At 68.3% G+C, this 22149-nt stretch carries 25 protein-coding genes and 2 riboswitches; of the genes, 13 read left to right on the top strand and 12 right to left on the bottom strand.

The features are described 5' to 3' along the window. Positions 1-14: 14 nt before the first annotated feature. Positions 15-287: a hypothetical protein gene (locus tag F9929_RS16795; protein WP_019996277.1), complete on the top strand. Its 273-nt coding sequence runs from the start codon at positions 15-17 to the stop codon at positions 285-287. Positions 288-342: 55 nt separating this feature from the next. Continuing rightward, the gene (locus F9929_RS16790) at positions 343-606 is read left to right on the top strand and encodes a hypothetical protein (protein WP_152047725.1); all 264 of its coding nucleotides are present in this window, start codon (positions 343-345) and stop codon (positions 604-606) included. Between the two features lie 79 nt (positions 607-685). Here the strand turns inward: F9929_RS16790 and F9929_RS16785 are convergent, their stop codons facing one another. Together F9929_RS16785 and F9929_RS24105 are read right to left on the bottom strand one after the other, a co-directional pair. After that, the gene (locus tag F9929_RS16785) at positions 686-2800 is read right to left on the bottom strand and encodes a DotA/TraY family protein (protein ID WP_168990547.1); all 2115 of its coding nucleotides are present in this window, start codon (positions 2798-2800) and stop codon (positions 686-688) included. Then, positions 2797-3069, bottom strand: coding sequence for a hypothetical protein (locus F9929_RS24105; protein WP_019996274.1), 273 nt, complete (start codon positions 3067-3069; stop codon positions 2797-2799). Before F9929_RS24105 ends, F9929_RS16785 begins: the two co-directional genes overlap by 4 nt. A gap of 305 nt (positions 3070-3374) precedes the next feature. Between F9929_RS24105 and F9929_RS16780 the strand changes: the two genes are divergently transcribed. From F9929_RS16780 to F9929_RS16765, 5 genes are read left to right on the top strand one after another with little or no spacing between them, the layout of a single operon-like run. Further along, a complete protein-coding gene (locus F9929_RS16780) occupies positions 3375-3644 on the top strand; it encodes a hypothetical protein (protein ID WP_119540944.1) in 270 nt (89 codons plus the stop codon). Continuing rightward, positions 3641-4135, top strand: a complete 495-nt coding sequence (locus tag F9929_RS24100) for a hypothetical protein (protein WP_168990548.1) — start codon at positions 3641-3643, stop codon at positions 4133-4135. Before F9929_RS16780 ends, F9929_RS24100 begins: the two co-directional genes overlap by 4 nt. Next, on the top strand, positions 4132-6003 hold the full coding sequence (locus tag F9929_RS16775) for a MobA/MobL family protein (protein ID WP_193227809.1): 1872 nt from the start codon (positions 4132-4134) through the stop codon (positions 6001-6003). The genes F9929_RS24100 and F9929_RS16775 overlap by 4 nt, the downstream gene beginning before the upstream one ends. Positions 6004-6013: 10 nt before the next feature. Further along, on the top strand, positions 6014-6610 hold the full coding sequence (locus F9929_RS16770) for a hypothetical protein (protein WP_119540946.1): 597 nt from the start codon (positions 6014-6016) through the stop codon (positions 6608-6610). Then, positions 6607-7077 carry a hypothetical protein gene (locus tag F9929_RS16765; protein WP_119540947.1) on the top strand — a complete coding sequence of 157 codons (471 nt, stop codon included), beginning with the start codon at positions 6607-6609 and terminating at the stop codon, positions 7075-7077. Before F9929_RS16770 ends, F9929_RS16765 begins: the two co-directional genes overlap by 4 nt. 659 nt (positions 7078-7736) lie before the next feature. Here F9929_RS16765 and F9929_RS16760 read toward each other — a convergent pair. Next, positions 7737-8174 carry an EamA family transporter gene (locus F9929_RS16760; RefSeq protein WP_019996270.1) on the bottom strand — a complete coding sequence of 146 codons (438 nt, stop codon included), beginning with the start codon at positions 8172-8174 and terminating at the stop codon, positions 7737-7739. Between the two features lie 44 nt (positions 8175-8218). Then, complete coding sequence (locus tag F9929_RS16755) at positions 8219-10063, bottom strand: DUF190 domain-containing protein (RefSeq protein ID WP_019996269.1); 1845 nt, start codon at positions 10061-10063, stop codon at positions 8219-8221. Between the two features lie 86 nt (positions 10064-10149). Next, positions 10150-10224: riboswitch (Fluoride riboswitch) on the bottom strand. 224 nt (positions 10225-10448) lie between these two features. Here F9929_RS16755 and F9929_RS16750 point away from each other — a divergent pair. Continuing rightward, positions 10449-11540: a molybdopterin-dependent oxidoreductase gene (locus F9929_RS16750; RefSeq protein WP_026358493.1), complete on the top strand. Its 1092-nt coding sequence runs from the start codon at positions 10449-10451 to the stop codon at positions 11538-11540. A 325-nt stretch (positions 11541-11865) separates the two neighbouring features. On the opposite strand, the gene F9929_RS16745 is transcribed toward F9929_RS16750, so the two are convergent. Further along, positions 11866-13248 carry a YncE family protein gene (locus F9929_RS16745; RefSeq protein ID WP_019996266.1) on the bottom strand — a complete coding sequence of 461 codons (1383 nt, stop codon included), beginning with the start codon at positions 13246-13248 and terminating at the stop codon, positions 11866-11868. Beyond that, entirely contained in the window at positions 13245-13649 is a 405-nt protein-coding gene (locus tag F9929_RS16740) for a DUF305 domain-containing protein (protein WP_040408462.1), read from the bottom strand. Before F9929_RS16740 ends, F9929_RS16745 begins: the two co-directional genes overlap by 4 nt. Before the next feature lie 230 nt (positions 13650-13879). Here F9929_RS16740 and F9929_RS16735 point away from each other — a divergent pair, with 230 nt between their 5' ends. Then, positions 13880-15031: a TDT family transporter gene (locus F9929_RS16735; RefSeq protein ID WP_019996264.1), complete on the top strand. Its 1152-nt coding sequence runs from the start codon at positions 13880-13882 to the stop codon at positions 15029-15031. Positions 15032-15134: 103 nt separating this feature from the next. On the opposite strand, the gene F9929_RS16730 is transcribed toward F9929_RS16735, so the two are convergent. From F9929_RS16730 to F9929_RS16710, 5 genes are read right to left on the bottom strand one after another with little or no spacing between them, the layout of a single operon-like run. Continuing rightward, positions 15135-15794, bottom strand: a complete 660-nt coding sequence (locus tag F9929_RS16730) for a uracil-DNA glycosylase (RefSeq protein WP_019996263.1) — start codon at positions 15792-15794, stop codon at positions 15135-15137. Continuing rightward, positions 15791-16690 carry a LysR family transcriptional regulator gene (locus F9929_RS16725; protein ID WP_019996262.1) on the bottom strand — a complete coding sequence of 300 codons (900 nt, stop codon included), beginning with the start codon at positions 16688-16690 and terminating at the stop codon, positions 15791-15793. Before F9929_RS16725 ends, F9929_RS16730 begins: the two co-directional genes overlap by 4 nt. A gap of 9 nt (positions 16691-16699) precedes the next feature. Next, entirely contained in the window at positions 16700-17512 is an 813-nt protein-coding gene (locus F9929_RS16720) for an anti-sigma factor family protein (protein ID WP_019996261.1), read from the bottom strand. Further along, positions 17509-18024 (bottom strand): RNA polymerase sigma factor, encoded by a 516-nt coding sequence (locus F9929_RS16715; RefSeq protein ID WP_019996260.1) that lies wholly within the window; start codon positions 18022-18024, stop codon positions 17509-17511. The genes F9929_RS16720 and F9929_RS16715 overlap by 4 nt, the downstream gene beginning before the upstream one ends. Positions 18025-18045: 21 nt before the next feature. Further along, entirely contained in the window at positions 18046-18462 is a 417-nt protein-coding gene (locus tag F9929_RS16710) for a nuclear transport factor 2-like protein (protein WP_019996259.1), read from the bottom strand. A gap of 188 nt (positions 18463-18650) precedes the next feature. Here F9929_RS16710 and F9929_RS16705 point away from each other — a divergent pair, with 188 nt between their 5' ends. From F9929_RS16705 to F9929_RS16690, 4 genes are all read left to right on the top strand, one after another. Next, complete coding sequence (locus F9929_RS16705; protein WP_019996258.1) at positions 18651-19454, top strand: substrate-binding domain-containing protein; 804 nt, start codon at positions 18651-18653, stop codon at positions 19452-19454. 32 nt (positions 19455-19486) lie between these two features. After that, positions 19487-19550: riboswitch (Fluoride riboswitch) on the top strand. 57 nt (positions 19551-19607) lie between these two features. After that, on the top strand, positions 19608-20039 hold the full coding sequence (gene crcB / locus F9929_RS16700; RefSeq protein WP_062236508.1) for a fluoride efflux transporter CrcB: 432 nt from the start codon (positions 19608-19610) through the stop codon (positions 20037-20039). A 277-nt stretch (positions 20040-20316) separates the two neighbouring features. Further along, a complete protein-coding gene (locus tag F9929_RS16695; protein WP_019996256.1) occupies positions 20317-21039 on the top strand; it encodes an LssY C-terminal domain-containing protein in 723 nt (240 codons plus the stop codon). Between the two features lie 62 nt (positions 21040-21101). Then, the gene (locus F9929_RS16690) at positions 21102-21332 is read left to right on the top strand and encodes a hypothetical protein (RefSeq protein ID WP_019996255.1); all 231 of its coding nucleotides are present in this window, start codon (positions 21102-21104) and stop codon (positions 21330-21332) included. 24 nt (positions 21333-21356) lie between these two features. On the opposite strand, the gene F9929_RS16685 is transcribed toward F9929_RS16690, so the two are convergent. After that, on the bottom strand, positions 21357-22145 hold the full coding sequence (locus tag F9929_RS16685; RefSeq protein WP_019996254.1) for a glutaredoxin family protein: 789 nt from the start codon (positions 22143-22145) through the stop codon (positions 21357-21359). Between the last annotated feature and the right edge of the window lie 4 nt (positions 22146-22149).

Here is a 22149-nt window from a genome sequence, read left to right as displayed (position 1 = left end):
CAAGGAGGCCCCCCATGCTGCCGATCGTCCTGACCAACGCCCTCCACCGCCGCCCCTGGACGCGGCGCCTCGTCCTCGCCGCGGGCTACCTCGGCGGGACCGTCGCGCTCGCCTACGGCGGCCTCCTGTTCTGGACGGGCAGCATGAATGACGCGATGGAGTCTGGCTGGTGGATGGTCGGCGGGATCGCCGCGTGGCACTACACCGCGGAGGCCCAGACCCTATCCCAGCGCGAGCGCAGGGCCGCGTTGCCTGCTGTCAGCAAGCCCGATCCGATCGAATCCTAAGCCGCCTGGACGCCGTTCCGTAACGCCTCTACGGCATCCTCGGTCGCGGGCGCCGATGCCCAAGCGCGAGCGTCGCCGACACGTCGGCGAGGCAGCTACCCCCGGCCGGGATGCCGCTGGTCGAGGCCGGAACGGCCGCCGGGGCGGCCAGCAGATCGAGGAAACGACCATGGGACAGGCAGCCATCCAGATCACCGCAGGCATCCGCAGCCGCTGGGTCCGCGCGCTGGCGGTCATGGGGCTGATGGCCCTGCCGCCCGTCATGCTCCTGAGCGCCCCCGTCGTGGTCTACGCCGTCTGGAAGGCCCTCTACGGCTAAGGCCGGCAGGGTTCGCCGGGAACGACGAAGGGCGCCCGCATGGGGCGCCCTTTCGCATGTCTGCCGCGTCCTCGAGCACCTAGGCCGCCGCTCCGGGGCCGCCGGCCGCCGTCGCCGCAGCCTTCGCCCCGAGCTTCATCCCGGCCTTCGCGCCGTGCCCGCCGTCCTCTGACCCGCCGCCCGTCCTGCCGGACCCTCCGCCGCCCGGCTTCGGAACGTGGCGGGCGCCGCCCGTGACCCCGGCGACGACCGTGTTCCCGGCGTCGTCGTCGCCCCACGACGAGGCGCTGTAGCCGATGAACTCGGCGACCTTGGCGGGCATCTGCGTGACCATCCGGTACGACCACTGGATGATGGACCACTGGACGTAGAGCATCACGACGACGGACACGATCACCCCGACCGCCCCGATCGTCTGGCCCGCCTGCGAGGACTTGAAGGCGGCGTTGTAGCCTTCCAGGAAGGCGTTGAGGATCACCGCGTTCATCATGTGCATGGCGACGAAGGCGCCGACGGTCACGATCGGTCGGAGCATCACGCCGACCAGCAGGGAGACGTAGCCCTGACGCTGCGCCTGTCCGACGAGCTCCGGCTCGTCCAGCCTCACGTGTAGGAAAGCCCATATCGGAACCGCGATCGCCGATTTCACGACCTCCCACGCCCATGCGGCCAGCGCGAACGTCATGTAGATGAACGGGACGAGCGGCACGAGGTAGCAGAGCATCGCCCCGACGACGACGGCGCCCGCGATCAGCGGCCAGCCAGCCAGCATCACGAAGTCGAGCAGGCCGCCGCCGATCCCGCCGAACACCGCGCTGCCGCTATAGGCGACAAGCGCCGTGGCCCAGGCTGCCTGCCCAGACACGAGCAGCAGGGACCCGAGCGACATCAGGTCCCCCATGGGATCGACGCGCACGCCGTCGTACCCCGTCAGGTAGTCGGTGACGGGCAGTGTGATCGACTCCACGACCGCCGACAGGAGGTTGCTTCCCTGCGCCGCGTCCCCCGTCAGCGCCTCGCTCGTCGAGAGGGCGGCGAGCGCGGTTCCACGCCGTAGCTGGCCGTCCAACGTCGCAAGGGCAGTTCCGACCGCCCCGTCCAGCGTCTCCCACGCCGCAGGGTCCGGCTTGGTGCGTTCCGCGCGTTCGGCGACGGCCTCGGCGGACACGAGCGACGAGTGCGCCAAGGTCCGGTAGTAGCTCCCAAGCGCGTACCAGCCCCGCTCCTTGATGTCCCGGAGGACGAGCGTGCGCATGTCGCCGTCGTCGCCGTTCGAGAGCTTGGCGGCCACCGCCGACAGGCCCCGGTCGTAGCGCTCGCCGGCCTCGCGCAGCGCGGCATCGACGCCCTCTCGAAGGTAGCCGAGCCGCGCGTAGGCCGTCTCCGCGTCCGGCCCCGCGACATGGGTCTCGGACAGCGTCTTGACCGCCTCCGCGAGCCGCGGAATCCACGCCATCGCGCGGGCCTCCGAGATTACCGCGGCGACCGCCGCACGCCGCGCGTGACCGAACTCTCCGGCGCCGAACGCGTCCGCCGTCGACAGCGACAGCGACCCGCAGGCCGGACCCCACGACCACGCGTAGCCCGTCACCCGCGCGGGCTGGTCCTCGCCCCACGGGAACCAGCTTGCACGAGCCGGCGAGACGACATCCATGCCGGCCGGCGGGGGCAGCACCGCCGCCCCGTCGCCCTCGATCATCTGGTTCGCCCGCGCGGCGGCATAGGCCTGCGCGCAGACCTCGGACTCGATCACCGCGAGCACGACGTCCCGGCCGTTCGCCGACACGGGCGAGAGCGGATGCCCGTCGCGCAGCACGTACTCCGCCGCGCCGGCGGCGGCCGCGTTCGCCATGTTGAGGCCCGGCCGCGCGAACCCGTCCCGCAGCACGTAGTGGACGACGGACAGGCCGCCCGCGACCGGCACGAGGCACCCGAGGCCCAGGACGACGCGGATCATCGCCGCCGCACCCGACTGGCGCTCGGACAGCGCCTCGCCGCGCTCGGCCGCGCGCAGGACCATGGACAGCAGGGCGTAGGAGAGAACGCCGCAGGCGACGACGAGCAGGCCGGCCGAGAGGTAGCGGACGACGGTCGCGAACGCCGTGGTGTCCGACGACAGCGGCAGGATGGTGGTGACGATCCGCCACCCCACGTCCGTCGCGGGCGGTTCCTTCAGGAGGTCAGCCGGGCTCACTGTCCCGCCCCCTCGAACTCGGGCACGGGACCTCTCGCCATGTCGGCGAACAAGGCCGCGTCCCGCGGCTGCATCCGACCAACCAGCGCCGACAGAATCCAGTCCGGCGCAGTGCCGTCGCGCAGCGCCGCGAGCAAGGCGCCGCCGAGGACGACCTTGCGCCTCGTGTCGTCGCGGCGGCGAGCTTCCCGGAGCGCGGTGTCCGCGCTGGCGAGGGCCGCTTCGAGGCGCGCCTTCTTCTGCGCGAGCCGGTTGAGGTCGAGTGCCATGCGGTGTCCTCCCGTTCGTGCCGATCGACTCATCGCCGCCGGCGGAATCCGAAGCGCGGATCGGAAAACTCTTCCGCTCCGAGCGGGCCAACCGCCAGTTTTGCGAGGTTTCGTGCGGCCCGCAGGCACCCACGCGGAGCGCCCGACAGCCATGGTTCGGCGTCGGCTTGCGTCGCGCAAATCGGCGCCTGACGCTCTGCGTGGGGAAACCGGGAGAACCCGAAGGGCGCACTTATGCAAACCCCCTTCGGGAGTTTGCGCGCGGCCTACGGCGCTGGCCCCCGTCGCCGACGAGGAGGGACTACATGCCGACCGCACATCGCCAGATCGCCGACGCCGCGCGCGCCGCCTGGGACCATGCCACGACGCTCATCCTCGCGGCGCGGATCGACGGCACGTCGCGCGCCGACCTCGACGCGATCGCCGACTATGCCGACGAGCAGCGCGACCGCTGGCTGCGGGCGGACTGTCAGGCGCGCCGCGAACAGGACCGCAGTCCCGATCCGCTGACGGTTCTGTCGGCGCTCGACTACGGTATCAACGATCCGTTCGGCGAGCCGGGAGATGGTCGATGAGAGCGGTGCTCCTCCTCGCCGCTGCGGTCCTCGCGGGCTTCCCTGCCGCGAGTGCCGCCGACTACGTCTTCCGGGGCAAGCTTGCGCCGATCGAGGCGATGAACGCGCCCACGCCATCCGCACCCGCGGCGCCGGAATGGACGGCCGAGGGGATGCTCGCCTTGCGCCCCGGCGTGACGTACCTGACCGGGCCGACCTACCACGAGCTCATGGCGACAGGACTGCCGTCGCTCGTCGGCAATCGGATTGCGTCAATGCGCAACGAGCCGAAGTCCGGCGCCGTCTACCTCCAGACGTACAACTGGCGCCTTGGCCTTGGCTACATGGTCCGGTCGATGGACGAGGCACTGTCCCCGTTCGGCGTCCGCGCGTCCGCGCGTGGCGACCGGATCACGCTTCGCGTCGGGACGCGCGGCCTGTGGCTCAACCCGGCCTCGCAGGCCGGCGAAGGTCTGCTGCGCCTTCTCGGGCTGCGGGAGGCGGTGCCTTGACCTCGCTCCCGTCCAACGAGGCGTTGTTCCACCTGAACGCCAAGGTCATCCAGCGCTCCCGCGGCAAGAGCGCTGTCGCCGCTGCCGCCTACCGCGCCGGCGCGCGCCTCACCGACGCCCGCACCGGTTCCGTCTGGGACTACACGCGCAAGCGCCACATCCTGGACTCCTACGTGACGGCCCCGGCCGGCGCGCCTGCCTGGGCGCTGGACCGCGAGACGCTGTGGAGCCGCGTGGAACTCGCCGAGGTCCGCAGGAACTCCCAGACCGCACGCGAGATCGAGGTCAGCATCCCGCGCGACCTCCCACCGGCCGCGTGGCGCGCCTTTCTCGCCGACGTGGCGCGCCCCTACGTCGAGGCCGGGGCCGTGGTGGACACCTGCATCCACGTCCCGCCTGCCGCCGACAAGGCGCTGAACGCCCACGCGCACATGCTGATGACCTGCCGTCGGCTGGACCCCGTCAGCGAGACCGGGTTCGCGAGGACCCGGAACAACGACCTCGCCGCCTTCTTCGAGAGCGGCGGGCGGCGCGGCGGGACACGCGGCGACGCCCTGAAAGCCGAGCGCGGGCGCGTCGCCGCGGTGGTCAACGACCACCTCCGCCGCGCCGGGTCCCGCCGCCGCGCGGACCATCGCAGCTACGAGGCCCGGGGCGACCCACGCCCCCCCGAGCCGCACATCGGCGAGGGGCGGAAGTCCGCGACGATGCGGCGCCGGTCCCACGACCGTCGAACGATCGTCGTGGCGGGGCTCCGCCGGACCAAGACCCTCGAAAACCAGATCATCGAAGTGGAGAAAGAGATGGCACTGACCGCCCGAGGGTTCGCCCGCGCGCCTGCCCAAGACAAGAAGGCCCCGCGCCAGCAGGACTACAAGCTTTCGCTCCTTCGCGATCGCTTTCCGGACGGCGACTTCACGCCCTTCCGCGATGTCCTCTACCTCGTGGACGCCAAGGACCCGAGGCGCACCCGAGTCCTGACCCGCGACGGCGCATGGGTGGAGGCGGACGACGAAAGCGGCACCGTGTCCCTGTGGGGGCCGCGCAGCGCGCAGGCCGCCGCACTCGCCGACGCGATCAGCGTTTCCACCGGCTACGGCGTCGACAGGATCGAGCGCACCGCAGCGGCCGGGAAGCCAGGCAAGAGCCGCCGCAAGGGCGCCATCCCCGAGGAGGAGGCCGTCAGTCTCGCGGACCGCTGGCGGCGGCGAGGTTTCTCGGACGTGACAGAGTCCCCGGCCGGGGTCCGCGTCGGGCTCGGCGGGCGCAGCCGCCTCTTGGACTCCGGCGACCACATCGACCTGATCGGCCCTGTCTCCGACCAAGCCCTACGCGCCCTCGCGTCGAAAGCCGCCGAGGACTGGGGCGGGACGCTCGAACTCGACGGCCCGTGGCCTCCGGAGGCGCAGGCTCGCCTCTGGACGGAGTGCCAGCGGCAGGGCGTGACCCTGGCCGGCTACACCCCGCCGCCCGCCGTCGCCGCCGCATGGGCGGCCGAAAGCGGTTCCGTCGCCGACACGTCAACGAAATTGCGAGCCGTACGGTCGGAGACGGCCGAGGCGGACCTCCTCCTAGGCGCAGCGGCGGGCGACGTTGCGTCCCTCAAGCGCCTCGAACCCTCCCTCCGGGCCTTCGTGTCGGGCCACTGCGACGACGAACAGCGCCGCGACCTCGCGCGCGCCGACCGCGAGGACATCGTTCAGGCCCTCGCGGAGTTCCGGAAGTTGGGCGCGGCCGAGTTCGAGCGCCAGAAGGCTGAACGCCTCGCCGGGCGCCCGTCCATTTTCGATGCTCCGGCGAAGCCCGCCGATGCGCCGGCGCGGGATGCCGCCCCTGCGTTCGGGCGACGCTCGAATCCGATCGACTGAGGAGACCGCCATGCGCACCACCGACGACCTTTCCACCGTCCCGACATACCGTTCCCGTGCGATCGTGCGGGACCTTCAGGCCCTTGCGGTGCAGCCCGGCCTCGCGATCTCTGGACGCCACCCACTCAAGGATTTTCCCGCTCTGTCGGACGACCTGGCGCTCCGCCGTTTCGCGGCCGACCTTAGAGCGGGCGACTGGCATCGAATCGCCGATGCCGATCCCCACGACCTCGCCGCCCGGCTGCCCGCTTGGCGCGAGCAGGGGCGCGACCTCATCGCACGCGACCATGCCATCGCGACCGATTTCGTGGCGGCGCTGGACGGTGACAAGGCGGCGCTCGACCGCCTCCGGGCGCCAGAGTCCGAGGGCGGCTATGGAGAGGACTGGCTCGCCCGGCAGGTCTCCAGCCAACGCGGCCGTGCAGATGCGTGGCGCGAGCGCCTGACCGATTTGGACGTATTCAATGAGGAGCTTGGAGAGCTGGCTGCCGATGCGTATTTTGCCAGCCGCGAGCCTCTCCACGACAACGACTACGACGAGTTGGACGACTACGATCGCATCCGCGACTACGAGGACGGCGACAAGCCGGGACGGTACTACGGATGACCACCGCCGCCGACGTTCTCGAATCCCGCCGCGAGGCAGTCGCGCTCCGGCGGTACGTCCGCGAGCAAGCGGCCGGCAGGGCCGCCCCCGAATGGGTCATCTACGACGATCGGCTCGGTGCCTGGCTCTCGACCAGTGAAGCCCAAGCCACTGGCGGCGGTCGGGACTGGCGGCGCGTTCGGCAGCCCGGCGAGCCATGGTGCAGCACGCTCGGCCGCGACCTCACCATCGCGACCGACGACTCGCTCCAGGCCGTTTTCGCCACGATCGGCGAGGACGACCCCGGCGCATGGCGGCGCCTGTTCCTCGACGTCGACCGCGCCCCTGCGCGCTGCCTGTCGGACTGGCGCGCCCGCGGCCGACGCCTCCTCGCCGCGGTGTCCGGCGATCCCGTCGCGACGGGCGGAAACCTCGCCGGGCGGTTCGCCGCGCGGGGTACGGGCAAGCGGTCCTTGGCGGGCGTCTGAAACGGCCGCCCGGCACCCTCTCGCCGCAAGGACTCGACGGGGTGGTCCGATGCCGCCCGGCAAGGACTCACCGCTCTCGCGGCTCGCAGGAAGGCCCTTAAGAGCGACGGAAGTTTCAAGGGGTAGGAATGTGCCGCCCAACCTCACTTCGTCGTTCTGGCGGCTCGCACAGAAGCCTCCAGAACGCTCCGGCCTCTTCAGACGGCCTCGGGCACGTCCTCGCGGTCCCCGCCGCCCTCGTGCCGGGCAGCGCCCCGCCTAGGGGCCGGCGGGACGGGGGAGGCCCCTCACGGGACTATTGCCTGCTCGCCGGGGGCAGTCGGTCCCGCGCCTGTCTGCGGCGGCGCTCCTGCGGCTACCCCGAGAACCGGTCTCGCAGCCGAGAACTCCCGCAGCCGTGCCGGCCGCTCCGGTGCTCTGAGTCCTGCGTCGGCTTCGCCAGGGGGCATCTGCCGGTCGTCCGTGCAACGTCCTTCTACGCCGCAAATTGTTGACAAGCGGTCCGGTTAATGTCGCACACCATCAGTATGACGCGGACGCCGGATTTTAGTCAGCGTAACGTACCTCTCAGTGACGCATCTGAGTAAAAAGCTTCCTGCCCAATTTAAGGGAGTGTCGGTCGACTACCTGACATCAACTCAATTGCAGCAACGGAAGCATCACCCGTGGTACGCGACCAGCACGGCCCCCGCCGCGATGAGCCCGACGCCCAACCAGTTCGGGCCAGATAGCCGTTCGCCGAGGAACAGTGCGCCGAGGATCGCCACCAGAACGACACTCAGCTTGTCGATCGGTGCGACGCGGGCCGCATCGCCCATCTTCAGGGCGCGGAAGTAGCAGAGCCACGAGCCGCCCGTGGCCAGCCCGGAAAGGACCAGGAACAGGTAGGTCCGTCCCGACACCGCCCCCGGCCATTGCAGACGCCCGGTAACGGCCAGGATGCCGGCAAGAACGAACAGGATCACCACGGTGCGGATCAGCGTCGCGAAATCGGAATCGATGTTGGCGACGCCGACTTTGGCGAGAATCGCGGTCAGGGCGGCGAACCCCGCCGAACACAGTGCCCAGAACTGCCAGGAGGCAAGAGCGAGTTTCATGATGTGACTCCTCTTTTGAGACGGGGACTTCGTTGCGGAACACGCTATCCGACGCGGGCGACGGCCACGTCGTCGGTCTCGGGGGCCGGCGTCTTCTCCTCGAGCGCGCCGTCGCCCGCCCCGACCGTCCAGCGCTCGATATGCTTGAACACGATCACCTTGTCGCGCAGCAGCGCGCCGTGATGTCGGCAGAACGCCTCGAGGTCCGGCCGATGGCCGACCAGCTCGACGCACATCGTCAGCTCGGGGTTCGGCGTCTCGCTACCCTCGGGCTGCACGGGGCCGTGGTTGCTGAAGCCGTAGTGCGTGTGGTGGGCGACCGCGTTCACGATGCCCGCCTTCTTCGCCAGGAGCACGAGTTCACGATAGAGCGGCTTGGCGCCCCAGGAGGCGAAGCGCCCCGATCCCGGCGCCTTGTCGCGTGGCCTCAGGTAGATGCGCAGCATCCCGACGTCGCTCGGGATGAGGTAGTGGGTGTCGGTCATGGTGGTTCCTTCGGTGGCATAAGAGACGATCGGAACGACGACACCCGGACGGGCGCGTCGGCGGGGCAGCGACACGTTCGGGCGGGGACGCGGCAGGGCGCGCACCTCGCGCAGCGACACGTCGGGGGGCACGAAGCCGTGGTCGAGCTTCGGCACCCCGACGCGCTGGGACAGGTAGATGCCTGAATGGCCGCTGAAGACGTAGGCGAGGAAGCATCCGGTCGCGATGTAGACGGCGTTGTCGGCGCCGAAGAGTTCGATGCCCATGATGGTACAGGCGATCGGCGTGTTGGAGGCGCCTGCGAATACGGCGACAAAGCCGATCCCGGCGAAGAGGTCGACCGGCGCACCGATCGTGTGGCCGATCGATGCCCCGAGGCCGGCGCCGATGAAGAACAGGGGTGTGACCTCGCCGCCCTTGAACCCGCAGCCGAGCGTGACGACCGTGAACAGAAGCTTCCAGGCCCAGGCCCACGCATCGGAACGGGCGGGATCGAAGAAGCCGGAGATCGTCACGTCGGCCGGGTTCGGCGACCAGACCCCTAGGCCGAGATACTCGCGGGTGCCGAGCGCATGGACCAGCGCGATCAGGACAAGACCGCCGAGGACAGGGCGCAGCGGCGCGAACGGCACGACGCGCTTCACCAGCCCCTGCACGGCGTGAAGGCTTTCGGCGAAGAACTGGCTGACGAGCCCGAACGCGACGCCCGCGATCGCAACTTGGGCGAACAAGAGGATATCGAGCCGGAACCCTGGCCCGTCGGCACCGAACCCGATCAGGAAGTGGGTGTGCTCGATCCCCCATTGGAGGCAGACCCAATCTCCGACCACTGCCGCGACGAGACAGGGCACCAGCGCCTCGTACTGGATGCGACCGACGGTCAGCACCTCGAGCGCGAACACCGCCCCGGCGATGGGGGTGCCGAACACCGCACCGAAGCCCGCCGCGATGCCGGCCATGAGCAGGAGGCGAACCTCGCCCAACTCGAGGCGCAAAGCTTTGCCGAAGCCGGAGGCCAAGCTCCCGCCGAGCTGGACCGCCGTGCCCTCGCGTCCGGCAGAGCCGCCGAACAGGTGCGTGGCGACCGTCGAGACAAGGATCAGCGGCGCCATGCGCAAGGGCACGCCCGCGCCGGGCTCGTGGATCTGCTCGACGATCAGGTTGTTGCCGCTCTCGGCCGAGCGGCCGAACCAGTGGTAGACGAGGCCGACCGCAAGACCGCCGACGGGCAGCCAGTAGAGGAGCACCGGGTTGTCGAAGCGCGTGCGCGTCGCGACGTCGAGCGCCCACAGGAACAAGGCGCAGGCCGAACCGACGGCGGCCGCCATCGGCAGGACGAAGAGCACCCATCGGGCGAGAGCGAACGCCTGTAGGGTTCGGTTGGCGAGGGCGTTGGGCGGCATGGTCTGGCTCCGGATGAGGGCGGAGCGATCAGACGGAGTGTCGGGAAACACGGGCCGGACATGACTACTCGCCCGCGTGTGTTGCGGGTGGAGTAGGAGTCATCAGCCCATCGGGGAGCGGTTCGGCGCGAGGCCCGGCAGAATCCATTGCCGTTCATGACGTCTACGTGATCGCCGCGAGCATTGTCAACGCGGGCCTCGTGCGTCGCGAGATACGCCAACGGGGAACTGGTAGGCGAAGGGAATGTTGCTCTCTCCTGACGCAGTTTCCTGCGCCCTCGGAGATGTCACCATGCTCACAAGACGCGCCGTGCTCCAGGGGGCAAGTTCCATCGCAGTGGCTCGTACGACATGGCCCGCTTCCGCCGCTTCGGCGTCGGCGACCATGGCGGCACCCTCCGAGCCTTCCAGCGACTTGCTCGTCCACAGCAAGCTTCCCCTGAACGCCGAGACGCCGATAGCCAAGCTCCGGTCCGCCTTCGTCACGCCCCAGGCCGAGTTCTATATCCGCGACCACGGCACCGTGCCGACGATCGAGGAGGCGGGCTACAGGCTGACGATCGGCGGCAAGGTGAGAGCGCCCATCGAGCTGTCGCTCTCGGATCTCAAGTCACGCTTTCCCGAGCGCAAGGTGATGGCCGTCATGCAGTGCGCCGGCAACCGCCGGGCCGACATGGTCGACGTCGGGTATGTCGAGGGTGATCTCTGGGGTCCCGGAGCGATCGGCAATGCGGAGTGGACAGGCGTTTCACTTGCCGACGTCCTGAGCGCTGCCGGCGTCGAAGACGGTAGCGGGTTGCACGTCGCCTTCTCCGCTCACGACGAGGTGGTCATGAAGGATGACCGCTTCGACTACGGCGTTTCGATCCCGCTCGAGAAGGCGATGACGCCGGACGTGCTCCTCGCATGGGCCATGAACGGCGAGCCGTTGATGGCCGAGCACGGCTTTCCCCTACGCGTCGTGGTACCCGGCTATGCGGGAACGCGCAGCCCCAAATGGTTGGCCTCCATCATGGTGCAGGACGAAGAGGCCGATACCCCGATCCAGCGCAAGGAGTATCGGCTCTTTCCCCCGACGACGACGAAGGAGACGGCCGACAAGGACCCGAACGTCGTCATCAACGACATGCCGCTGAATTCCGCGATCTGCATGCCGGCGGCCGGGGCAACATTGAGGCCGGGAACGACGACAATCGAGGGTTACGCGATCGGGACGCAAAATGGCGTCGCGAAGGTCGAGGTCTCCTACGACGGTGGCGAGAACTGGCACGAGGCCGCCATCGACAAGCGGGCCGATACTCAATGGGCGTGGGTCTTCTGGTCCGTTGTCCTCGACCTGCCGGCCGGTCAGCACCAGCTCGCCGTCCGTTCCTTCGACGAGGTCGGCGGTTCGCAACCCGAGGACATCGCGAGGATCTGGAACTGGAAGGGCTACCTCGCCAATTCATGGCATCGCGTCTCGGTCAGCGTCGGCTAAGCTCTCGGGCTCTGACAATTACAACTCAACGCATCCGGTTGGCTTGGGCAGAGAAAAGCGCCGACCGAGATGCGGTGGGTTGGAGACCTGCGGACCGTATGATGAGGGGAACTGTCATGAGCAAACCAGACGGCTGGGAAGATCCGGAGGGGCTCGAGATGAAGGAGCTAGCCCAAATTGAAGATCGGAAGGCCGCAGCCAGAGGCGCGTCCCGATCGACCGTAGGCTCGGGTCTGACATGGCTTCTCATCGCAGGTTCGTTGCTGGCGGTCTGCGTCGTCCTGTGGATGACGCTTCGCTAGCGATGCAATGCTGGTCCACCCTTCTAGCGGCTGCTGAGGACCGGGGCGGCGGTGGCTTTCAGACCCTCGACCACGACCAGCCGCGGCTCCTCCCCCGCCGTCGGCTCCCCCGGGACGGCAAGCGTGCGCACCGGGCCGATGCTGGAGGCCATGCCGGCTCCCTTGTCGTTGGTCTTCAGCACCACGACGGGCTCGTCCTGTCCTTCGAAGAAGACGCCGTACTCCGTCATCGGCTTCAGCTTGGCGACGCTGACATCGATCGCGTCGACGAGCCCGAGATTGCGCGACACGACCATCCCGGAGCCAGTGGCCCCCTCAGGCGCCTTCAGCGAAAGCGTTAGGTTCTCCGGACCCGCCTTCAGCGGCACAAGGTTCTCGGTGCCCGCACCATCCGGGACCGCGCCCGGCACGAAGACGAGCGCCTGCGGGGCCTGTCCGATCGGGATCTCGGCGACGACCTTCTGCTCGGCCGTGTCGATCACATCGACCCGATCGTCATTCTCGAGCCCGACGAAGATACGGCTGCCGTCGTCGGATCCCCAGATGCCGTGGGGCAGGGCGCCCACCGGAATGGTTGCGACGAGTTCTGTCTTCTCTCCGGGCTTGTAGACCTTCACGACGTTCTCGCCGCCGATCGTGACATAGACCAGCGTCTCCCCGTTTACCGTGCCGAAGCCGAGATGGTTGGAGATCGGCCCGCTGTCGATGACCTCCTTCACCTCGAGCGTCCTAGCATCGACGCGCGTGACCTTGCCGACGTCCTTGTGCGTCAGCCAGACGTCGCTGCCGTCGGGGCTGACCTGCACGAAGGGCACGAAGGGCGAGACGACAGGAATGCGCTTGACGAGCGCGTGGCTCGCGACGTCGAAGACCTCCAGCACCGGATTGAACGAGTTCGCGACGAAGGCGAACTTGCCGTCGCGGGAGAACTTCGTCATGCCCGGACCGCTCGTCGTCGGGATGCGACCTGTTTCCTTGAAGGTCGCGGCATCGATCACCGAGAGGTAGTCCTCCCCGCGCACCGTCGCCCAGACTTGCGCGCCGTCCGGCGTGAAGAAGGCCTCGTGCGGGTTGCGCCCGACATAGGTCGTGCCCTTCACCGCGTTGGTCGCCGTATCGATGAAGGTGACGGAGTTCGTGACGGTCGAGACGACGACGAGCGTCTTGTGGTCCGGCGAGAACCCGAGGCCGTGGACGTTGACCTCGCCCTTGTAGAGCGGGCTCAGAACGTCCGGGCGTGGATTGCCGAGGCGGATCTGGCCGAGCAACGTGTTCCCGACGGGGTCGATGACAGACACCGTGTTGGAGTTCTGGTCGGCGGTATAGACGCGATCGGAGGCGGCAGGCAGCGCGAAGGCCGATGTCGAGACGACGAGCGCGGCGGCGAGGATGGCGGTGCGGGTCATGGGGTCGTCTCCGGAACGGGTTTCGCGGTGTCGGCTGATGCGGCAAGCATCGAGCGCATCAGCGTGATCTCGTAGGTCTGTTCGGTGATGATGGACTGGGCGAGGTTGCGGATCGCCGGGTCCTCGGTCGATCCGAGGACAGCCTTCGCCATGTCGATCGCACCCTGATGATGCGGGATCATCTGGGACAGGAAGTCATGATCGGGGTCGCCGGTCACCGGCGCCGACATCATGCCTGCGTGCATCGTCTCCATCGCCGCCGCGGTCGCTTGCGCATAGGGCGAGCCGTCGGGCGAGGCTGGTGCCATCGTCGCATGCTGATGGGCACGAGCGTCCTGCGCTTCGGCCGAAGTCAATGACATCCCGGCGAAGGCGAGGGCGAGGAGGAGCGTCTTCAACATGGGGCTGGCGTTTCCTTCGAGCACGGGCTGGAAGGGAAGACGCTCGGCGAACGCTTTCATTCCCGACGTCGCGACTTTTTTCCGCGACGCGGAGCCGAGAGCGCGTCCGCCGCTGCCGGTCCGACGCTGGAAGCAACCGATCGATGCAACCGATCGGAAAGACCGGAACAACGCGTTGGATGAATCCGTCGCCGCCGCGCATGGTCTGAGCAGAAAAAGGACCTCCGCCCATGACCTTCGAACAGATGCGTGCCGTCTCGCTCGGCCTCCACCCGCTGTCGCGCCTCGACAGCCCCCGCGAGGTGGTGCGCCAGTTCACCCCGAACTGGTTCGCCGCCACCATGGGGACGGGCATCCTGGCCATCGCGCTCGCGCAGTTCGGGACCGCGGTCCCGGTCCTCCATGCGATCGGGGAAGGGCTGTGGATGCTGAACATCGGGCTCTTCGCCCTGTTCACCGCGCTCTACGCCGCCCGCTGGATCTTCTTCTTCGACGGGGCCAAGCGCATCTTCGGCCATTCCGTCGTGTCGATGTTCTTCGGCTGCATTCCGATGGGGCTCGCCACCATCATCAACGGTTTCCTCGTCTTCGGACTACCGCGCTTCGGCTCCGCCGCGGTCGGGATCGCCGAGACGCTCTGGTGGATCGACGTCGCAATGGCGGCGGCCTGCGGGATCGCGATCCCCTACATGATGTTCACGCGCCAAAGCCACTCGATCGACCAGATGACCGCGGTCTGGCTTCTGCCGATGGTGGCGGCCGAGGTCGCCGCGGTGTCGGGCGGGCTGCTTGCACCCCATCTCGCCGACCCGCAGAGCCAGCTCCTCGTCCTCACGCTGTCCTACGCGCTCTGGGCCCTGTCGGTACCGATCGCGATGAGCGTCCTCGTCGTGCTCGTTCTGCGGCTCGCCGTCCATAAGCTGCCGCACGCATCCATGGCCTCGTCGAGTTGGCTGGCGCTCGGCCCCATCGGCACCGGCGCGCTTGGCCTGATGACGCTGGGCGGAGCCGCCCCCGCGATCCTCGCCGCCAACGGGCTGGACCGCTTCGGGGCGACGATGGAGGGCGTTGGCCTCGTCGGCGGCCTGCTTCTCTGGGGCTACGGCCTGTGGTGGCTCGCCATCGCGACGCTGGTCACGGTCCGCTACGTCAGGGAAGGCCTGCCGTTCAATCTAGGCTGGTGGGGTTACACGTTCCCGATCGGCGTCTACGCCGTGACGACGCTGAAGCTCGGCACCATCCTGCCCATTCCCGCGATCCACGGCTTCGGCGTGGCGCTGGTCGCACTTCTGGCCGTGGTTTGGTCGATCGTGGCGGTGCGCACGGTCCGGGGCGCGTGGCGCGGCGACCTCTTCGTCGCTCCCTGCCTCAAGGCCGGCTGATCCACCTTTGTGCTGACCCGATCATGCCCTCGGAACCCGCCCTGAAGGAATGCGGGCGGGGCTGGCGAGCGTCCTTCCCGACACAGCCAAGAACCGACTGTCGTCACGACCCTTCAGAACGAAACGCAGCCGCGCCAGCCTGGAACTTTGCCGCACCGCCCTGGGCGGGATGGCGGACGTAGGTGACCGGTACGCCGAACCCTTCGCTCGCGCCTTCCGCCACTCGACCGATGGCGAGGATGCGACGGGGTCGGATGGCTTCGACGAGAAGCGCCAGTGTGTCCCGAGACCTAGTGATCTCGGACCGGGACGGCGTTCGGTTGCGCACGGGTATCCCCGTCCGGTGCGGGTGGTGCATCACCGCGTTCCAGAACAGGGGCAGCCGTTCCGGCAGTGCATCCCAGATCTGGCGCGAGGTGCCGGACGGCGGTGCGGCGGAGGCGTCGGCCGTCGTGGCGATCTCGAACGGTGCGATGGCAAGGCGCGAGGAGAGGTCGACCAGTCGGCCTTCGCCCGTGAAGGGCACGCCCGTGCGCCGGGCTCCGAACCTCGAAGGCGCTTCACCGAGCCATAGGTCGATGCCGTCCCGTCCGGCAAACGCATGGAGGTATCGCCGAAGGTTGCGGCAGCGGATCGAAGCGGCATCCGGAACATCGACCGCCGGGTCCGTGTCGGCGTAGGGATTGAAGAGGGTCGGCATCCCGGCCGATGCGGCCATGTGCATGACGAGACGATCCAGCCCCGTCTTCTGGTTGCCTGTCACGCGCCCGGACCCGGATGGTCGTTTCGAAGCTCGTGCAGGAACGCCGATGCCGCTCGGCTGAGGCTGCGCTCCTTCATCTCCACCGCATGGAAGCCGCGAGCGGGAAGCGCAAAGGCGATCTCGATCAGCGTCCGGCTCCGCAGTCCCGGCTGAGCCACTGCGAGCGGCAGGACGCCCACGACGCCGCCGGCCTCGATGGCTGATCGCACGGCCTCGTTGGACGGGAGTTCGAGATCGACCGACAATGCGGCGGGATCGATGCCCGCGCCCCGCAGCGCGTCTTCCAGAATGCTACGCGTGCCGGATCCGGGCTCGCGCATGACCCATCTCACCCCTGCAAGCTCCGGGACGCGTGGCGGGGCGCCCTTGGGCGATTCAGCACCTGGGGATGCGACGAGAACGAGCCGGTCGTCGGCGACACGGGTCGTGCGCAGACGCGGATCGCGCAGTTCGTCCTCGACGAAGCCGAGATCGGCATCCCCGGCGGCCACCGCCTCGCTGACCTCCAGTGTGTTGGCGATCCGCAGGGAGAGGGTGATGCCGGGATGGCGTTCGCGGAAGTGCCGCATGCGAGGTGGAAGCCAGTGGTTGGCGACCGTCTGGCTGGCTGCCAGCGCGACATGCCCGCGCCGAAGGTCGGTCAGATCGTCGAGTGCCTTGGCCGCCTCCGCGGCCCGTGCGAGGACCGAGCGCGCTTCCGGGAGGAACAACCGTCCCGCCTCGGTCAACTCGATGCCGCGCCCGACCCGGTCGAACAGACGGACGCCGTGACGGCTCTCCAGCGCGGCCAGCGCCGAGCTCGTGGCCGACTGCGTGAGGTTCAACGACCGCGCCGCCTCGGTCACGTGTTGGCGCTCGGCGACCGCGACGAAGATGCGAAGCTGTTCCAGCGTCACGGGCGCTCCTCAAAGCTGGTTCGCGGGCTTGGGCTCCGGCGGTCGCTCCAGTTCGTCGTAGACGAGCCGGGCGACCGGCATCAACGCCTCGCGGGCTGTCGCGGCCGTCACGACATAGCCAAGGCCGCGGTCGCGCCACAGGAAGGCGGATACGCCGTCCTCCTCGACGAACTGGAACGACGTCTCCTCCGTCTCATCCGTCTTGACGTACAGCGTCAGCCGCGTGCCCGCGTCATCGTCGTACATCAGCATCGCGGCCGGACCGGAACGACCCGGCAGAAGGCGGCCGCCCATCAGGCGGTAGCCGAGCCGGGTAAGGTCTGGGACGGTGATCGGCGTTCGCAGCCGCTTCGACAGCCAGCCCACGAGATGGGCTCCCTCGTCGGCCCTGACCTCGACGGGATGGACGACCTCGACCACGAAGGTGCGGTAGGCCGCGATCGCGTCGTCCGCCATGCGGGCGGTGCGGACGGGTTCGGCGTTCGGGGCGCCGAGGATGCCGTTCGCCATCCAGCCCCCGAGCCCGCCGAGTGCGAGCCAGGCGCAGACGGCCGCGACCGACCGTAGATGAAGCAGCCGGCGACGGCGCACCCCGGCGCGGATGCTGGAGATGCGAAGGCGAGCCGGGATGGGTTCGGCGGCCTTGGGCCCAAGGCGGTCGCGCAACTCGGCGAGCAGCCTGCGATCCCGCTCCAGGTCGGCGGCGATCGCAGGGTGGTCCACGAGATAGCGTTCCACCGCTTCGACGCGTTCGGCACCGAGACGCCCGTCGAGATAGGCCTGGAGGTCGTCCTCGCCGACGGGAAGATCGATCGGGTTCACTTGACCCTCCTGAGGTTCGGCCTCGCGCCATGGTCGAGATAAGAGCGCAAGCGCTCCCGGGCACGCGACAGGCGCGACATCACGGTTCCGATCGGCAGTCCCGTGACCTTGGCGGTCTCCTCGTAGCTCAGGTCTTCGACGCCGACGAGAAGAAGCACCGTGCGGTGCTCCTCGCTGAGCGTCTCTAGGCCGGCGAGGACGTCGCGGAACTCGGCCTTGCCCAACTGGCCGCCATCGACTCCGGGCGGCTCGGCCATGTCGTCGAGCCCGACGTGCTCGCCGCGCCGGCGGCCCTGGCGCAGAGCCGACAGGTGAAGGTTGCGCAGGATGGCGTAGATCCAGGCGCGCAGGTCGCCGTCGGGGCGGCGCAGGTGCCAGCGCCCGACGACGCGCTCCAAACAGTCCTGGACGAGATCGTCGGCGGCTGTGGCGTCCCGCACTAGGGCGTAGGCATAGCGCCGCAGCCCCGGGATCAGCGGTTCCACCAACCGTGCGATCTCATCCTCGCTCATGGCGGCCCTCGCTTCCCGGCCTTACTTCGCGAGCGCCGGGTCGACCTGCCAGATCTCGTCGGCAAGCTTGCCGTCGCGGAACAGCATGACGTAGCGCACGGGAATCTTGTCCTTGCCCGCGAACACGACGTTCGCGGTGACGGTCGCACCCTTCGGGTTCATCGCCTCCGAGACGCCCATGACGTTCGCGGTCAGGTTCGGCTGGGCCTTGGCGAACTTCTCCCAGACCGCCTTGATCTCGGAACCCTTGTAGGTGCCGTCGAGCGGGCCGCCTACCCAATGAAGGGTCGCGCCGTCACCGTAGGCGCCTGCGACTGCGGCGGTGTCCCCCTTGGCGATCGATGCGATGCGGGCCTGCGCCATGTCGGCGGCAGGGCCGGCATGGGCTGCGGTTGCCGTGATCACGGCCATGGCCGCGGTGGCGAGAAGGGTCTTCATGGGTGTTCGTCCTCGACGTCGGAGATTGCTGACCATGCCGAGACGCTGCCGACGATCCCTTATTCCCGTGCGATTGGCAAAAATCTCGGGTGCGTCTCGCGGAATAAACTCCGGCGGGCAGCGTCCCTTTCTTGAACCGCCCGGTCTTTGGGGCACCCACCACCCGACGCAAACCGCCAGGAGTTCCGATGTTCCGCCTTCCACTTCTTGCTGCCGGCGCCGTGCTTGCCGCATGCGCTTTCGCGCAGGCCGCCGACACCGAACTGTTCGATCCCACCATCCGGCACGAGCCGAAGGACGGCGTCGTTCGCCTCTACGGTGCGGGCGGACCCAACACGGCGTTCCAGAAGGTCGCCGACCTTTGGATGCGGCAGACCGGGAACAAGGTCGAGATCACCGCCGGCCCGGAGGGCACGTGGTCGAAGAAGGCCCAGGGTGATGCCGACATCATCTGGGGCACGTCCGAGCAGTCGATGACGGCCTTCCTCCAGACCTACAAGACCTTCTCGTCGACCCAAGTTCAGCCGATCTACGTCCGTCCCACCGTGATCGCGGTGAAGAAAGGCAATCCGAAGGGGATCCAGGGCTTCGAGGACCTCCTGAAGGACGGCATGCGGATTGTCGTCACGGAAGGGTCGGGCGTCGCCAACACGTCGGGCACCGGAACCTGGGAGGACGTGGCGGGCCGTCTCGGCAGGCTGTCGGACATCGAGCGCTTCCGCCGCAACATCGTCAGCTTCTCCACCGGCTCTGGCGCCAGCTTCAAGGCGTTCGGGGATCTCGATGCGGACGCCTGGATCACGTGGCCGGACTGGACGGTGACGAAGGCCGACGTGCTCGACGCCGTGCCGATCGAGACGGACCGCCGCATCTGGCGCGACCTGAACATTGCGGTCGCTCCGGACGCCGATCCGCAGGCGAAGGAGTTCGCCGAATTCCTGGTCACACCGGAGGCGCAGGCTTTGATGCGCACGGAAGGGTGGGAGCGGTGACTTCCCAACCTCGCGAGAGCGCGTTACCGTCTCATCGCTACGGGGATGGGGTTCCCCCACAACCGCCCGCGTCGGGCTGATGACTCCTATCGAAACCGCGGCGCATGCTTGGATTTCTCCGAGCATGCGAACCCATGTCGATAGGAGACCCGCATGTCCTTCACCAGTTGCGTCATCGTCATGCTGGGCGGTGCGCTCGGCACGTTCCTGCGCTACGCCATCTCGGTTGTCGCCCTGCCGATCAGCCGCGACCTGCCCTGGGGCACGATCCTCATCAACATCGCGGGCTCCTTCGCGATCGGCCTGTTCGGGACGCTCACGCTCGCTTCGGGCCGTTTCCCGGCTTCGGAGAACCTTCGTCTGTTCGTGATGATCGGCCTCTGCGGTGGCTTCACCACCTTCTCCTCGTTCAGCCTTCAGACGCTCGATCTCCTGCGGGCCGGTGCCGTCCCCCGCGCCATGCTGAACGTTGCCCTGTCGGTGGTCCTGTGCGTGGCGGCCGTTGCCGTTGGTCACTTCGTGGCTTCACGCTACAACGACAGCGCCCAGCGTATCGCGCAGATCGACATCGAGGAGGATGCGTAGCCTTGTGCGGCGACCGGCGCTGTCCTGTTGAGGGAAGTTACAGAAACACGCGTGTTGTCTCCGAAGGGTCGATGGCTGATGGTCTGCTACAGGAGGCTCGTTTCGTAGTGCCGATCGTGCGAAAGGGATGGCACCCGGTCGGTCGATTTCGGGTGTGGAATGTGGTCGACCGGACGGGCCGAAGCAGCACCCAGGGTGCCGTATCGTTCGACGAGGGCGCATGGTCCTGCGACGCCTAGCGCTTGCCGTCGGCGGAAGTGCCGTCGCGTGGGCCTGCATGGCGTATCTCGTCCTGCCGTTCGCGCTGCGCCACTACGAGCATCAGACCGCGCTGAACGGCTTGGAGATGGTGACGCGTACGGCGGACGGGCTGTCGGGCGATCCTCTCAACGTCGGCGTCGTCGGATCCCGGAGCGAACTCGTGACGGCCATGGCAGCCGCAGGTTGGACGCCGGCCGATCCCGTGACGCTTCGCACCAGCATCGAGATCGTCGGTAGCGTGGTTCTCGACCGCGCTTATCGCGATGCGCCCGTAAGTCCGCTGTTCTACCAAAGGCGACAACAGGACCTCGCCTTCGAGAAGGCGGTCGGACTGAGCGCAGACCGGCGCCAGCATGTGCGTTTCTGGAATGTCCTGTCAGCCGGGGCGGAGGGCCGACCTGTCTGGCTCGGATCCGCCTCGTTCGATGTCGGCGTCGGGTTCAGCCATTACACGGGTGCCGTGACCCATGCCATCTCTCCGGACGTCGATGCGATGCGTGACGAGTTGGCGGCCGATCTTGCCAGGACCGGGCGTGTTGCGGAGGTCTACGAGGTGACGGGCGTCGGCTTGACCTTGAACGGTCGCAATGGCGAAGGGGACCGCTACTACACGGACGGCGAGATCCGCTTCTCCATCCTGGCGCCTCCGGGGGTGGCGGGACGCCAGCCGCCTCCCGTCCTGCCCAACCCGCCGCTCATCGACCTCAAGAACGCGTTGTGGAACGCCGCCACCAACTGAGGACGTGCAACGCTTTGGCAAAGTGCGCCTAGGAATCGTATCGTCCGCTAGGGAGCGGATTTATGAGAGGTACCTACGGCGCGAACGGGCCGGAAGCAGATGGGCCGCAGGCCGACGCCTACCCGATCGTCTGTATCTTTGATGGCGAGGCATTCTTCGTGACGCCGAACAACCTCTTCCGCGCCACGGTGGGGGCCGTCGTGCTGGGCCTCGGCACGATCACCTCCGTCGAGGCGTTCCCGAACGGCGGCGACACCGTCGCCGGCACGGAGGCAGTCCTGCGGACGCGCTGAACCGACGACGATCCGGCTTCCCCGTCACGCGAACATGCGGGCAGCCATCCAAACCGCCATCCCGACCATCATGAGGTTCTCGGTGAGGGACACGAAGCCGAGGGGCACGTTGGAGTCCCCGCCGACGCACGCGCACTTCAGTTCGCGCTTCTGGACGTAGACAGCCTTGAAGACCGAGATGGCTCCGACCGTGCCGATGAACAGCGCGACCGGGACGGACAGCCACATCGCGGCGCCTGCCAGCATCAGCACGCCCGCCAGCGCCTCGCCGAAGGGGTAGAGGTAGGCGTAGCGGACCCAGCGCTGGGCCAGGAGATCGTAGCCAAGGAACATCGTGGCGAAGCCCTCCACGTCCCGCAGCTTCTGCACAGCCAGGAGGCACATCGCGATCGAGACGAACCACTCGACGGTTCGCACCGTCAGCAGGGTTTCGAGAAGCGCCCAGGTCACCGCCATCGCCATCAGGGCGGCCATGGCGAAGATGGCGATAACGGGCTTGTAGGTGACGGCCTTGGGGTCGGCGACGGACTTGCCGAGGAAGCGCCGGAGGTCGTCGTACCCGCCGACCCGCTTCCCGTCCACGAACGTCTGGGGCGTCGTCTCCACGTGGTGCTCTGCCTTGAAGGCGTCGGTCTCGTCGCGGGTCGTCAGCCAGCGGTCGTCGACCTCGAAGCCCTCGCGCTTGAGGAGGTCGACGGCGCGCAGGCCCCAGGGGCAGATGTGTTTGGGCATGACCATCCGGTAGATGGTCGCCCGCTTGGCCTTCACCGCGCTTGAGGGAGCCGTGCTGCCGTCTGCAATCGTCGTGGACATGTCG

The organism is Aureimonas psammosilenae (assembly GCF_009176975.1).
Lineage (GTDB): Bacteria > Pseudomonadota > Alphaproteobacteria > Rhizobiales > Rhizobiaceae > Plantimonas > Plantimonas psammosilenae.
Note: the sequence above shows the minus strand (reverse complement) of the source record. Positions and strands in the feature narration are given on the sequence as shown.